The sequence below is a fragment of the Peribacillus sp. NPDC097225 genome (assembly GCF_044761955.1).
GTDB lineage: Bacteria > Bacillota > Bacilli > Bacillales > DSM-1321 > Peribacillus.
The window spans coordinates 46,008-60,112 of sequence record NZ_JBIWDJ010000004.1; the positions used below are offsets into that span (position 1 = coordinate 46,008).

Consider the following 14,105-nt stretch of genomic DNA (forward strand, 5'->3'; position numbering starts at 1 on the left):
ACTCGGTGGGGTTTTTTGTTTGCATGGAATTTCTATTTGACTATTAATACAGACGGTACTATACTTTAGGAGAAATAGTCATAACTGACTAATCACTATAAAACTAAAGAGGTGTTACGATGTATCTTGCACTAAAGGAACTCAAGCACGGAAAATTCCGATTCATGATGATAGGTATCATCCTAGTGCTCATATCTTGGCTAGTCTTCATCCTTTCAGGACTTGGCAATGGACTTTCTACATTAAGTGCTGCATCCTTCAAGAATATGGATGCCGATTATGTAGTCTTTGAAGAAGGATCCCGAAACTCGATGACACGGTCCATGTTTAGTGGAGATCTTGCAGATGAACTAAAGGAATTCCCGGAAGTCAAAGCTGTATCTCCCATGGGACATTCAATGGCAACTGTTTTAAAAGGGGATACTGACGCAACGGAGGAAAAAACGGATATCGCCTTGCTTGCGATAGAACCCGGTAGCTTCCTGGAGCCTGAAATCATCGAAGGACATGCTCTATCTAAAGATCGTCCCAAAGATGTTGTCGTAAATGATTCATTCAAGGAAGAAGGCTTTAAGCTTGGCGATACCTTGGAATTGGAAGGAACGACAGAGAAAGTTACGATTGTTGGATTTACAGAAAATCAAACATACAACCATGTGACATCCGTCTTTACAACACTTGATAAGTGGCGGAGCATTCACTATGCGGCTCCTGGTTCCGATAATGGAGTCAATGAACCTGTTAACGCCATTATGCTTCAAGGCAAAGATATTGACGTTGATTCCATAAATAAAGAATTCAAGGGTTATGATATCGTTACTAAATCCCAAGCGGTTCAAGGTATGCCAGGTTACGTGGAAGAAAATGGGACAATCGTTATGATGCTTGTCTTCCTTCTTGCGATTTCAGCTTTCGTCCTAGGTGTATTCTTCTATGTACTAACGCTACAAAAATCCAACCAATTTGGCATCATGAAAGCGATTGGAGCAAGCAATGGGTTCCTTGGTAAAGCGATTGTTTCCCAAGTGTTCCTATTATCACTTATCAGTATAATCGTAGGTATCCTCTTAACATATGGTACGGCACTTATCTTACCAGCAGGCATGCCATTTGAACTGGATACGAAGTTAGTGATTATCTACAGCATAATTTTACTTATCATATCCGTTGTAAGTTCATGGATTTCAGTTCGTAAAATCACGAAAATCGATCCATTGCAAGCTATTGGGAGGGCAGAATAATGACTGGATTACAACTTGAACATGTATCGAAATTTTACGAAGAGGGTGGCCATAAGATAGCGGCCCTTCAAGATGTTTCTTTATCCGTCGAACAAGGGGAATTTGTGGCCGTCATTGGCCCATCCGGTTCTGGTAAAAGTACCTTCCTTTCCATAGCAGGAGCCCTCCTTCAAGCTTCTGCAGGTGCAGTCAGCCTGAATGGTAAGGATCTAGGTGGCCTCAATGCGAAAGAACTGGCCAATGTCCGTTTGAACGATATCGGTTTTATCTTACAAACATCGAACCTCATACCGTATTTAACGGTACTTGACCAATTGCTTGTCGTGAAAAAAATGGCAGGCAAGATCACAAAGCAAGATAAAGCATTTGCTAAAAGTCTACTCACTGACTTAGGTCTAGGAAGTAAAATGAGTAAGTTTCCAAACGAGTTATCAGGTGGAGAACGCCAGCGGACAGCCATCGCCAGAGCCTTCATGAACCAACCCAATATCATACTTGCAGATGAACCAACTGCAAGCCTTGATTCCAAACGAGGACATGAAGTCGTCCAACTTATCGCCAAAGAAGTTAAGTCACGGAAGAAAGCAGCCATCATGGTAACCCATGATGAACGCATGCTACAATATTGCGATAAAGTGTATAAGATGGAAGACGGTCAATTATCACTCGTCTCCAACTGATATATAAAGCCCATCCTTGTATAAGGATGGGCTTTACTAATGGAATAATGTGAGCAGGTCGACTAGCGAAATCCTCTGGGACCTAGCCGGATTTAGTTATCAGAAAATTAAAATAACATGTATAATGAAGGTGTCTTTTTAAAATGAGGAGGATGAAGAATATGGATCATTTAATTCAACAATTCAAAGAGATTCCTACCACGGCCATTTCAGATGCAATGGAGGGCATGAACAACGTAGATTCAGGCATTAAGCCCTTAAAGGAAGGGTATAGGTTTGCCGGCCGGGCATATACGGTTCAATTACCCGTTGGTGATAACTCAGCCGTGTTAAAAGCAATCGGCGAGGCACGTCCAGGGGATATATTGGTGGTCGACAGTAAAGGAGATACATACCGGGCCATTGCTGGTGACTTCGTCATTGGCATGATGAAGACGATGCAAATTGGGGCACTCGTGGTTGATGGAGTGATACGTGATCTCGGTGCTATTAAGGAACTTGATTTCCCTGTATTCAGCAAAGGCACCACCGTTGCCTCAAGTGGAAAATATGGAGTGGGAGAGACCAATTTGCCCATTTCCTGTGGTGGAGTCACCGTAAACCCAGGGGACTTGGTTATTGGGGACATGGATGGAGTAGTCGTCGTCCCTCAGTCAAAAGGTGAGGAAATTTTAAAAAAGGCAAAAGATAAACTACTTAAAGATGAACAGCGTGCCGAAAAATACGCCGGAAATCCCGAAGAAATCAAAAAGTACATTGCCATGATGACTTCAAAGTCTTAACGTACCTAAAAAAAGCAGGGTGGGAAGCATTTGCTTCCCATCCTGCTTTCTTTCATTATTATTTATTATCCGGATCAACCTGGTTCGATTCATCTTCTTTGTACGTATAATCGTAATCTGCTGGATCGATTGGTTCAAAGCCCTTCGGTGAATAGAAACGAAGCAAGTCACCATTCACGACTTTGTCGGACAAATTGAGCATGGTCTCCACTCTCGATTTAGAGTTGAGGATGTCTTCATTTTCCTCGACCAATTCCCCAGTTTTCGAATCATAGTATTTTCCTTTGATAGAAGTAACTTCTGGCGATACGAAGTCTCCATTCCGGAAAGGTACAATTTCATTATGATCTTTTGACAATAAATCTGAACCGAATTGTACATAATCATTGGATTCTATTCCGAGTAAATGAAGCATGGTTGGAAGAAGATCGATTTGACCTCCGTATTGGTGCATTTCCCCACCTTCAACACCTGGAACGTGAATCAATAATGGTACACGTTGTAGCTGAGCATTTTCAAACGTGCCCACTTCTTTATCAAGCACTTTTGACATCGCATCTGTATGATTTTCCGAGATACCGTAATGATCACCATACATGATGATGACAGAGTTATCATACAAACCTGATTCCTTCAGATAATCGAAGAATTCTTTAAGGGCTTCGTCAGCATAGCGAGCTGTCTGGAAATAACTATCAACCGATGCATCCCCTGTTGTATGTTTTTCGATTGTTGTTTTCTCTTGGTCCATGGCATAAGGGAAATGATGGGATACAGTTATGAACTTTGTATAGAAAGGCTGTTGAAGCGTTTCTAACATAGGAATCGATTCTTTAAAGAAAGGCTTATCCATTAATCCATAACTCAACACTTCATCTTTGTTGTCCATATTGTAATGTGCGGCATCAAAGAAATTATCGAATCCAAGTGACTTATACATCTTATCCCGGTTCCAGAAGGATTTATAGTTACCATGGAACACGGCGGAAGTGTATCCATTTTGTCCTAGGATAGCTGGTGCTGCTTGATACGTATTTTGCGATTGAGTAGTGAATGCTGCTCCCTGTGGTAAACCGAACAATGAATTCTCAAGCATGAATTCAGCATCCGCTGTCTTTCCTTGACCAACCTGATGGAAGAAGTTATCAAAATACATGAAGTCCGACTCATTATGTGCAAGTGAATTTAGAAAAGGAGTAACCTCTTCTCCATTCAACTTATAGTCGATCAAGAAATTCTGCATTGATTCTAAATGCAAGTAAATAACGTTCTTGCCTTTTGCTTTACCGAAGTATTCCGGATTCGGCTCTGCACTTGTCGCTTTTGTATAGTTGACGACTTCTGCAATATCCGTGCTGTTGGCCGTTGCACGCTGAGCGTACGTTTTAGTGTTTTGAACGGCATCGTATACAGTATAGTTGAACATGCCAAGATACTTAACAATGTAGTTCCGATCAAATGTTCTTGATAATAATTGGGGGCGGTCTTTTTCAGCCAGTCCCAAATTGATAGCGAAAATCACAAGTCCAGTAAGGTAGACCAATGCTATTGTACGACGTTTAACTTTAACGTTTTCCAATTTAACGTCTTTGAATTTATATAGAACCATTAAAAGAACCGTATCTAGGAAATAAAATACGTCATAAGATTTAAATAATGCTAAAACACTCGGTCCCAAATCTCCGGCATTTTGCACTTGCGTCAAGGTTGGTAGTGTAATGAAATCCGTAAAGGAACGGTAATACACAATATTAAAGAATAACCATAAGGACATCAATAGGTTTAACCTGATAACCCATTTGAACGACTTTTTACCTCTCACCAATAATGCCAAGCCGAAAAACAAGATAGCTGAGCTAACTGGGTTAATGAAAAGTAAGAACTGTTGTAATCCATTCTCTAGGCCTAAATTGAATTCCATTCGATAACCAATGTAGGTTTTTATCCAAAACAAGACTATAGCAACAACAAAAAAGCCTAGTATGTTATTTATAAATAAATGCTGGCCTTTTTTCAAGAAATTTTTCATGCTTTCACCTCTATTAAACTAGTGGTATATAGTAAACTTTTACTTTCTTACAGAAGACGGAAATTCGCAAACCTTATGATAGCACTCTTTTGCTTCTATAGTCAAGAATGCACAAAACTTTCAAATGTCACGTGTTTTTTCTCGTCTGTCATTATTCTCCATCCAAAAAAGTTTCAATACCTATACCTTTAAATATATAGGAAGCTCCTGTTATATTCCAATAAATATAACCCATGTTTCCTGGCAACGACGAATGATATTTCCATCCCGATTTCAAATCTCCTAAGCCTTTACCATTATAAACGACTCCTTACGAAAAGACCACAACTTTACAAAATATGTAAACAGCTTTTCGGAAATTATCGGAAAATTCATCGTTTTATTTTGTCATCCCTTTACTATAATTCCTTTTTTTCTTGTCCGATCATTCGACATCTTGAAACCAACTGTAGTTTTCGCCCAATGAAGATCCAAAACCCTTTCTCCTCCCCCCACTTCGTAACGGTTTGAGATGGCTCATACGATTATGAGCGGGCTAATGTTATCCACAAGATATCGTCTTCTATCGACACCATTCTCCTTCTTTCCTGGTTCTCCAATTTCCCTTAAGACATTCCTTAATATATACGGATTGTCCTCGAAAATGATTCATTCTCCATAAAAAAATAATTTTGTAACCTGCATGAGATTTTTTTCATTTCGATTTATTGTAAGATACACACCATCTTACTCGTTTTCATGAGCACTCCGTGAGGAGCATTATAATAGGAAGAAAAATAATTTTACGCACTCTGTTTCGTTGATTTCTTAAAGGTATGTTTCCACCTCTGCGATTGTGTTAGCCAATAAAAAAATGCCTGTTCTCACATAAAGTGGGAACAGGCATTTCGGGATTCATGAATTACTTAAGGCCTTCAGAGATTTCATTAACCATTTCATTAACGGATTCTAATCCGCCACCTGATAAGTACCAGTAGTTAGGGTCAAGATAAACGATGTGGCCATCTTTATAAGCGTTTGTGTTCTTCACAATGTCATTTTCAACAGTTTCTTTCGCAGCAGCACCATCACCCACTACAGCATCTCTATCGATAACGAAAAGGTAGTCCGGGTTTTTTTCAGCAATATATTCGAAAGAAATGCTTTGACCGTGTGTTGATACTTCTAATTTATCGTCTACAGCAGGAACGCCGAATACATCATGGATGATACCGAATCTTGAGTTAAGACCATATGCACTTACTTTTCCACCATTAGCAAGAACGATTAAACCTTTTTTATCAGCAGGAACTTTTCCCTTCAAAGCATCAATATTTTCTTCAACGCTTGCAAGTTCTTTAGCTGCTTGGTCTTCTTTACCAAAGATCTTACCTAAAAGTGTAACGTTTTCTTCAAATGATTCCATATATTTTGTAGTATCCACACCAACGAATACAGTTGGGGCGATTTCACTTAATTCTTCATATGCTTCTGATTGACGACCTGAGATCAGAATAAGGTCAGGAGCCATTTCGTTGATTTTTTCGAAGTCAGGTTCTTTCAAGCCACCTACATTTTCAGTGCTTTCCTTGTAGTCAGAAAGGTATTTAGGAAGGCTATCTTGAGGAACACCCGCTACCTCTACGTCTAATTTATCCAGAGTATCAAGGGCACCCATATCGAATACAACAACTTTTTCAGGGTTCGTTTTAACTTTTGTTTCGCCTAATTGGTGTTTAACGGTGAATTCTTCACTTTTAGCTGTTTCACTTGTATTTTTTTTTGTACTTGATTCTTCTTTTTCATCATTCGATCCACAAGCTGCAGCTACGACTGCCAACATTGCCAATAAAAGCAATAAAGATAATTTTTTCATCATTAGATAGTCACCTCGAAAGTTATTTTATATTTGAAATCACCTTTGAAACCATTAGCCTTCTGTAACCATATCTTCTATAAACCCTTTCAGCCAGCCATATCTTGGGCGCCTGCCTACTGAAACAGTTTGAAAAATAGAGATTAAAGTATGTTCAAGCTTTGAATCCTAGGTGATTTTAAATCAATATGAACGGATTAACTCAAGTAAAGTACACACAAATCTTATTATCATTGATGTTTTGGATTTCAATGTCCATATCATATATTTCCTTTAAGACATTGGAGTTGATGACCTGTTCGGTCGGTCCATTATGGACAACCTTTCCATCCTTCAGTGCAACGATGTAATCGGAGTAACAAGAAGCAAAATTAATATCATGGATGACGATGATGACCGTTTTTCCCAATTCATCGGTCAGTCTTCTTAAAACCTTCATGATTTGAACGGAATGCTTCATGTCCAAGTTGTTTAATGGTTCGTCAAGAAGCACATATTCTGTGTTTTGAGCAATGACCATGGCAATGAATGCCCGTTGTTGCTGTCCACCACTAAGCTGGTCTAGAAACTTGTCCTGCATATCCGCAAGTTCCATATATTCAATCGCTTCATCGACATATACCCAATCCTCTTTCGTCAGTTTCCCTTGTGAATAAGGAAAACGGCCAAAAGCGACGAGTTCACGAATGGTTAAACGAATGTTAATGTGGTTGGCCTGCTTTAGAATGGCAATCTTCTTCGCAAGCTCGTTACTTTTGAAATTGTTCATATCTTTTCCATCAATCAGGACGTCCCCTGAATCTTTGGCAATGAGCCGGCTTATCATGGAGAGGACCGTACTTTTTCCTGCACCATTGGGTCCAATGAAAGAAGTGATCTTTCCTTTTTGGATTTTCAAAGAGACATCCTCAACGACCGTTTTATTATTGTACCGTTTGAATAATTTTTTAACTTCTACCATGATTTATTCTCCTTTAATAGAAGATAGATGAAATATACACCGCCGATAAAGTTGATGATGACACTTAATGTAGTCGAGAAGGTAAAGATCCTCTCAACAATGAACTGACCGCCGACCAAGGCGATGACACTGATCAGCATCGCACCCGGAAGGATGATTTTATGCTGATAGGAATTGATGAATTGATACGCGACATTGGCAACCAGCAAACCGAGGAATGTGATGGGACCGATCAGGGCCGTTGAAATCGAGATGAGTATCGTGACAACGATCAATACTCGTTTGGTGACGTAATCATAATCCACACCCAAGTTGACGGCCTGATCCCTACCAAGGGACATGACATCTAAATATTTCATGAATCTAAAGAAGTAAGCGATAGCCGCGATCATGAGTACAATAGCCAAGATTAAAAGATCTGTATTGACATTATTGAAACTCGCGAACATTTTGTTCTGTATGATTTGGAACTCATTCGGGTCAATCAACACCTGCATGAAGGATGACATACTACCGAATAATGTTCCAAAGATGATTCCAATCAGCAGTAGGAAATAAATGTTCCGGTTCTGCTTGAACATGAATTTGAAAAGCAAACTGGCAAAGATGAGCATGATGGCCAACGTTACCAGGAAGTTAAGGTTTTTATTCGTGATCAAGATATGCGTCGAGCCAAGCAAGAAAATGACCGCTGTTTGGATGAGCATATACATGGAATCTAATCCCAAGATGCTTGGTGTCAGTATTTTGTTATTGGTGACCGTCTGGAATATCACTGTAGCAAAGGCTATCGCACACCCCACTACGATGATGGCGATAATTTTCCAGACCCGCCTCGGAAGGGAATAATCCCAATTCGGGCCAAGGTCCCAAAAGATGTAAAAGGCTGTTAAAACGGCGGCAAGAACCGCCAATATTATGATCTTACTCTTATTATTCATATGCCTTTCTCCTCATTATCAAATAGATAAATATGGCGCTTCCTATTACTCCCACCACAAGGCCAATCGGAATCTCGAATGGATAAATGATGATCCGGCCCAAAATATCGCAGATTAATAGGAAAACAGCCCCTAGCAATGCTGTATGAGAAAGACTCTTCTTCAAGTTATCACCAAGGTAAAGGGAAACAATATTAGGTACGATCAACCCGATGAAAGGAATTGTTCCTACCGTTAATAAAACGAGCGTGGAGGCAAGCGCCACGATAACCAATCCAAGGTTGACCACAAATTTGTAATTGAGGCCCAAATTGATGGCAAACTCTTCCCCCATCCCTGCCACCGTGAATTTATTGGCAAAGATATATGCGACGATGACTAACGGGATACTAGCATATATCAATTCATACCTACCAGACATGATCATCGAGAAATCCCCATTCATCCAAGTGTTGAGGCTTTGGATTAAATCATACTTATAAGCAAAGAAAGTTGAAATGGATCCAACGATATTACCAAACATCAATCCCACTAATGGTATGAAAATAGTATCCTTATATTTTACTTTGTCCAGTATTTTCATGAATAGAAAAGTACCAGCCAAGGCGAAGATGAAGGCAAATGCCATTTTCTCTATAAGGGCTGCCGATGGGAAGATGATCAGAGCAAGAAGAAGACCTAGTCTTGCTGAATCCATCGTACCAGCAGTTGTAGGTGATACAAATTTGTTCCTGCTCAATTGCTGCATGATAAGACCACTGATGCTCATGACGACACCAGCTATAATAATGGTTACCATTCTAGGAAAACGGCTTTGCAACATAATTTGGACTTTATCATCACTTAAGTCCAATAAATCCAAGGGCGTAATATCCTTAACACCTATAAATAGAGAAGTAAAGGATAAAACGATTAACATAAGAACTAAATATCTAATCTTCATCTACGTTTCCTACTCTTCCTATCTCAGTAAATATACAGTGATATATGATTGATTTGAAACTATGTATTAATGCTTGAATGAAAATTCATTTCAAATGAACGATAGAATGATGTTTGTCACTTAAATATGATAATGAGATTCATTATCATTATTACCTTTTCATTCTACCATGTCTCCGCTATGTGTCAACTTAATAAATCTAATTACTTGGGTATAATGGAATTGTCTGGATGACTCTTTACCGAGAATTCCTTTCATTCTTTAGGATAGTTCGTCCAGCTCTACCTATGCACCCCCCTTCCTACATGATAAAATGGAAATAACATCTATTTACTCTTCAACGAAAGTAGCGATATGATGAAAACCTTTCTAACTAAACTTTTCACAAAAAAAGAACATGTCAAAATAGAATTTTGCCAAAATAATCTTGATCGTTTCCTCAATGAACAAACTTCGGAGGTCTATGGAAAATTCTTAAAGAGTCCCCGGATTCAGTATAAAGAATATGAATGTTTAAGTGAATGTGCGCTTTGCAAGAAATCTCCTTACGCCATGGTTAATGGAGAATTGGTTATTGGGGCCGACACAGACGACCTTTTAAGCCAGTTACAAAACACATTAAAATAATATATGGGCATAAACACTTAGGTTCTATTAATCATTTTTACCATATTGTTAGCTTTGACTACTTTTCTTGTGCACATTATGTTAATTTATGGTAAATGACTTTTCCAGGAGGACTATCTGTGAAAAAAATCGCACCTACCTTAGTTTCTGTCATCTCTCTTAGCCTTGCCACTGGATTGCCGAGCCATAGCAACGTCGCTCAAGCAGAAGAATTCACTCCTTACTATGGGAGTGGGCCAAGTTATATTCAACCTGATAATCTCTCCTACCTCTTTCCTGTACCTGACACTTCATTCAAGACGCCTGCCTTTCAACAAGATCGACTTGCTTTTACCAGTCAAGAAGAAATGAACACATTCATCGAAGGTCTCACCCATAAAAATAAGCATATTCAAATGAAGACCATTGGTCAATCCACAGAAGGTCGCGATATTCCCATGCTTCTTTTCAGTAAGGACTCAAAAAAACTGCAAAAGAATTCAAAGAAACCATTGATCTGGATTCAGGGACAAATTCATGGCAATGAACCCGCTGCCGGGGAATCCACCTTAGTCATTGCCCAATGGTTAGCAGAAGGGAAGCTTGGCAATGTCCTCGATAAAGTGAATATCGCCATCGTCCCACGCGTGAATCCGGATGGATCCTATTACTTTAAACGCACGACGGCCACTAACTTGGATGCCAATCGGGACTATTTAAAAGTGGAGCATCCTGAAGTCCAGACAATCCACCGGGCAATAAATGCTTACGAACCAGAGGTCATTCTTGACGTACATGAGTACACGGTCAACCCTGCCCCGCTTAAAAAAGTCGGCAAGAATGGCGCAATAGCTTCATATGATTTGCTCATCTCTTCAGCAAAGAATCTAAATATCCCGCAGCAGCTGCGAAAAGCATCCGATGAATTGCTTTTGCCGAAGGTTTTTAAGACATTGGAAAAAGAAAAGCTATCCTATAAGGACTACTATACTCTCGCTACCTCTGAAGATGGGGTGCTGACGGCCACCGAAGGAAGCACGGAGGCACGGATTGGACGTAACGCTTTAGGCTTGAAGAATACGATGTCTTATTTAATAGAAACTCGCGGAATCAATATTGGTCGGACGGATTTCACGCGACGTGTGCATGCACAAGCTACAGCACAGGCTGCCTTCATAAAAGCAACGGCTGATCAGGCAAGCAAAGTGAGAAAAGTGGTTCGCCAATCAGAAAGTGAAGTCGTCAAAAAAGGCGCAAAAGCGAATGACAATGATAAGGTTGTCATAAAAAGTGAAAATAAACGAATCAAGAACCAAAAACTAACCGTCATCGATCTGGAAAAAGCCAAAAAGGTGGATACGTCCATCGATTGGTTCGATTCGACCGACGCTTACCCTACACTGGTCAGAAATCGTCCAACGGCTTATATCCTCCCTGCCGAGTACAAAGAGGTAGCAAAAAAACTGGAGCGATTGGGTGTTCGAGTGAATACACTTAAAAAGTCCGTCACTATACCGGTTGAAAGCTACAAAGTAACAGATTTGAAAGTTTCCGACGAACTGGAAAATGGACATGCAACGAAAGAAGTGACGACCTCCGTCCATACGAAGAAACAGAGCTTCCCAAAAGGTAGCTATGTATTCAATATGTCCCAGCCTGATGCCAACTTCATTGCCCTAACCCTTGAGCCCGAAGGCATCGACAGTTACGTGACCTTCAATTTCATCCCTGCGGCCAAAGGCGATGAACTTCCGATTTACCGCTACATGAAACAACCACCCTTAGCGGTAAAATAGACTGTGAACCCGAAACGAAAACACGCCTGAGCATTAGTGCTCAGGCGTGTTTTCGTTTCTTTTGGAATGGAACAGGGGTGGGTGAATATATTTAAAAGGATGACTAGAAAGGGGGAAAGTCTTTGAGCGAGCATGTATATACGGAAATCAACCGCCTTGTTAACCGGTTAAAGCACGATCAGTCTTCGGATGGATCGTGGAATTATCCGTTTGACACCGGGATTACGGCGGATGCCTATATGATTATCTTACTGAAAATACTGCAAATAGAGGACGAACCGCTTATAGAGGCATTGGTGAACAGGATTGAAAGCAGACAGACGGAAAATGGTTCGTGGAAACTCTTCCATGATGAAAAAGACGGAAACCTATCCGTTACCATCGAGGCTTACTATGGGCTTCTCTATAGTGGCCTCCGGAAAAAACAAGATCCCCATATCAAAAAGGCGAAGCAATTCATCCTTGCCCATGGCGGAATCAAAAAAGCCAAAATGTTAACGAAAATGATGCTTACCGTCACCGGCCAATACAAATGGCCACTCATCTTCCCGTTGCCTCTAGAAGTTATATTATTGCCGCCCGTCTCTCCCGTTAATATGTATGACCTCTCCGTATTCGGACGGGTCAACATGATTCCGCTACTTCTTCTAGGTCATAAAAAATTCCAGATCAAATCTCCCATCACTCCTAATCTAAAAGATTTATATCACACCCGGGAGGAACGATCAAAGGAACACGTATGGGAAGAATATCGAACTGATGAGTACCGGTCCTTCTTCTCTACCGTACAGAATGCCGTTAAGTCCTTGATTGGATTTCCCGATTACCTTCATTCGCTAGCCCTTGAAACAACAAAGCGCTTTATGATTGACCGCCTTGAGCCCGATGGAACGCTCTATAATTATTTTGGCTCCACCTTCTTCATGATTTTTGCCTTGCTATCAGTCGGCTATTCAAAAGATGACCCCGTCATCCTGAAAGCTGTTGAAGGCTTGAAGGGCATGGCCTGTTCAATCGATGGCCATACCCATATCCAGTTCACTACGCCTCATGTATGGAATACCTCATTGATTAGCTATGCTTTACAGGAAGCTGGCGTGCCTTCAAAAGACCAAACGGTGAAGACTGCTAATCAATATTTGCTTAGCCGTCAGCATCATATCTTTGGCGATTGGCGGATCCATAACCCAAAAGCTGTTCCTGGCGGTTGGGGATTTTCCGATTTGAATACCATGAACCCCGATGTCGATGATACGAGTGCCTCCTTGCGCGCATTGGCATATGAATTAAAGCACAATCCAACGAATCAGGACAGCTGGCAACGCGGAGTCGCGTTCATGATTTCCATGCAAAATGATGATGGGGGATTCCCTTCATTCGAACGGAATAATGATCACCAATGGCTCCACCTTGTTCCTTTCGAAGGATCGAAATACCTGTTAACGGACCCCTCCACCCCCGATCTAACAGGGAGGGCACTCGAATTCTTAGGTAACTATACAAATATGAAGAAACCTGAAAAAGTCAGCAAAAAAGCCGTCAATTGGCTCTTGGATAATCAAGAACCGGATGGATCATGGTATGGACGCTGGGGAATTTGCTATCTTTATGGGACTTGGTCTGCCTTGACAGGATTAAAAGCAGCCGGACATTCTTCAGACCATCCTGCCATAAAGCAATCTGTGGGCTGGTTAAAGAAAATCCAAAATAAAGATGGCGGTTGGGGGGAATCTTGCTATAGCGATATAAAAGAAAAATATGTTCCACTCGGTACCAGTACTCTGACCCATACGGCCTGGGCAGTGGACGCCCTGATATCCACTTCAGAAGAGCCAACACCTGAAATCAAGAAGGGAATAACCTATCTCATTCGCGAAGGGTCAAAAGAGTGCTGGACTAATGAGTATCCAGCAGGCCAAGCAATGGCCAACTTTTTGTATATTCATTATCACAGTTATCGTTATATTTATCCCTTATTAACATTAAGTCACTACAAAAATAAGTTCATGAATGATTAAAGACCGGTTATCCACCATTCAATTAAGGGATGGTGTTAGGATGTGGATGAATTGTGGAAAACAATCCTGGATACCGGTTCAGTTATCCACAATCCTTGGTTATCCACACCAAATGATGTCGGAAGTTTTTCAAAACAGTACACTTATCCACAATTTTCAATATTTGTATCACATTTCAAGAATTTATAGGATAAAAATTGTGCACATCCCCATCTAATATTAGCCCACCCTGTACGTTTTGTGGATAGATTGG

Annotated in this window: 11 protein-coding genes; 6 read left to right on the forward strand and 5 right to left on the reverse strand. The window is 40.5% G+C overall.

Annotated features, from left to right (window positions below):
- Positions 1–119 precede the first annotated feature (119 nt).
- From ACIQXH_RS13065 to ACIQXH_RS13075, 3 genes are all read left to right on the forward strand, one after another.
- Positions 120–1,241, forward strand: a complete 1,122-nt coding sequence (locus ACIQXH_RS13065) for an ABC transporter permease (protein ID WP_402870875.1) — start codon at positions 120–122, stop codon at positions 1,239–1,241.
- The gene (locus ACIQXH_RS13070; RefSeq protein ID WP_402870872.1) at positions 1,241–1,921 is read left to right on the forward strand and encodes an ABC transporter ATP-binding protein; all 681 of its coding nucleotides are present in this window, start codon (positions 1,241–1,243) and stop codon (positions 1,919–1,921) included. The genes ACIQXH_RS13065 and ACIQXH_RS13070 overlap by 1 nt, the downstream gene beginning before the upstream one ends.
- Before the next feature lie 161 nt (positions 1,922–2,082).
- Positions 2,083–2,703, forward strand: coding sequence for an RraA family protein (locus tag ACIQXH_RS13075; protein WP_402870869.1), 621 nt, complete (start codon positions 2,083–2,085; stop codon positions 2,701–2,703).
- Positions 2,704–2,761: 58 nt separating this feature from the next.
- On the opposite strand, the gene ltaS is transcribed toward ACIQXH_RS13075, so the two are convergent.
- From ltaS to ACIQXH_RS13100, 5 genes are all read right to left on the reverse strand, one after another.
- Positions 2,762–4,732: a lipoteichoic acid synthase gene (gene ltaS / locus ACIQXH_RS13080; RefSeq protein WP_402870866.1), complete on the reverse strand. Its 1,971-nt coding sequence runs from the start codon at positions 4,730–4,732 to the stop codon at positions 2,762–2,764.
- A gap of 901 nt (positions 4,733–5,633) precedes the next feature.
- Complete coding sequence (locus tag ACIQXH_RS13085; RefSeq protein WP_402871333.1) at positions 5,634–6,587, reverse strand: siderophore ABC transporter substrate-binding protein; 954 nt, start codon at positions 6,585–6,587, stop codon at positions 5,634–5,636.
- Between the two features lie 202 nt (positions 6,588–6,789).
- The gene (locus ACIQXH_RS13090; protein ID WP_402870864.1) at positions 6,790–7,548 is read right to left on the reverse strand and encodes an iron ABC transporter ATP-binding protein; all 759 of its coding nucleotides are present in this window, start codon (positions 7,546–7,548) and stop codon (positions 6,790–6,792) included.
- Positions 7,542–8,489: an iron chelate uptake ABC transporter family permease subunit gene (locus ACIQXH_RS13095; RefSeq protein ID WP_402870861.1), complete on the reverse strand. Its 948-nt coding sequence runs from the start codon at positions 8,487–8,489 to the stop codon at positions 7,542–7,544. The genes ACIQXH_RS13090 and ACIQXH_RS13095 overlap by 7 nt, the downstream gene beginning before the upstream one ends.
- Positions 8,482–9,432, reverse strand: coding sequence for an ABC transporter permease (locus tag ACIQXH_RS13100; RefSeq protein WP_402870859.1), 951 nt, complete (start codon positions 9,430–9,432; stop codon positions 8,482–8,484). The genes ACIQXH_RS13095 and ACIQXH_RS13100 overlap by 8 nt, the downstream gene beginning before the upstream one ends.
- Positions 9,433–9,789: 357 nt before the next feature.
- Between ACIQXH_RS13100 and ACIQXH_RS13105 the strand changes: the two genes are divergently transcribed.
- From ACIQXH_RS13105 to shc, 3 genes are all read left to right on the forward strand, one after another.
- On the forward strand, positions 9,790–10,059 hold the full coding sequence (locus tag ACIQXH_RS13105) for a DUF1450 domain-containing protein (RefSeq protein ID WP_403124269.1): 270 nt from the start codon (positions 9,790–9,792) through the stop codon (positions 10,057–10,059).
- A 119-nt stretch (positions 10,060–10,178) separates the two neighbouring features.
- A complete protein-coding gene (locus ACIQXH_RS13110) occupies positions 10,179–11,834 on the forward strand; it encodes a M14 family metallopeptidase (RefSeq protein WP_403123877.1) in 1,656 nt (551 codons plus the stop codon).
- Between the two features lie 122 nt (positions 11,835–11,956).
- On the forward strand, positions 11,957–13,852 hold the full coding sequence (gene shc, locus ACIQXH_RS13115; RefSeq protein ID WP_403123879.1) for a squalene--hopene cyclase: 1,896 nt from the start codon (positions 11,957–11,959) through the stop codon (positions 13,850–13,852).
- Positions 13,853–14,105: the final 253 nt, after the last annotated feature.

Bases quoted from the DNA above. Each gene is read 5' to 3' on its own strand.
- ACIQXH_RS13100 (WP_402870859.1), bottom strand. From the start codon at position 9,432: ATGAAGATTAGATATTTAGTTCTTATGTTAATCGTTTTATCCTTTACT.
- ACIQXH_RS13065 (WP_402870875.1), top strand. From the start codon at position 120: ATGTATCTTGCACTAAAGGAACTCAAGCACGGAAAATTCCGATTCATG.
- ACIQXH_RS13075 (WP_402870869.1), top strand. From the start codon at position 2,083: ATGGATCATTTAATTCAACAATTCAAAGAGATTCCTACCACGGCCATT.
- ACIQXH_RS13090 (WP_402870864.1), bottom strand. From the start codon at position 7,548: ATGGTAGAAGTTAAAAAATTATTCAAACGGTACAATAATAAAACGGTC.
- ACIQXH_RS13105 (WP_403124269.1), top strand. From the start codon at position 9,790: ATGAAAACCTTTCTAACTAAACTTTTCACAAAAAAAGAACATGTCAAA.
- ACIQXH_RS13085 (WP_402871333.1), bottom strand. From the start codon at position 6,587: ATGAAAAAATTATCTTTATTGCTTTTATTGGCAATGTTGGCAGTCGTA.
- ACIQXH_RS13070 (WP_402870872.1), top strand. From the start codon at position 1,241: ATGACTGGATTACAACTTGAACATGTATCGAAATTTTACGAAGAGGGT.
- ACIQXH_RS13095 (WP_402870861.1), bottom strand. From the start codon at position 8,489: ATGAATAATAAGAGTAAGATCATAATATTGGCGGTTCTTGCCGCCGTT.
- ltaS (WP_402870866.1), bottom strand. From the start codon at position 4,732: ATGAAAAATTTCTTGAAAAAAGGCCAGCATTTATTTATAAATAACATA.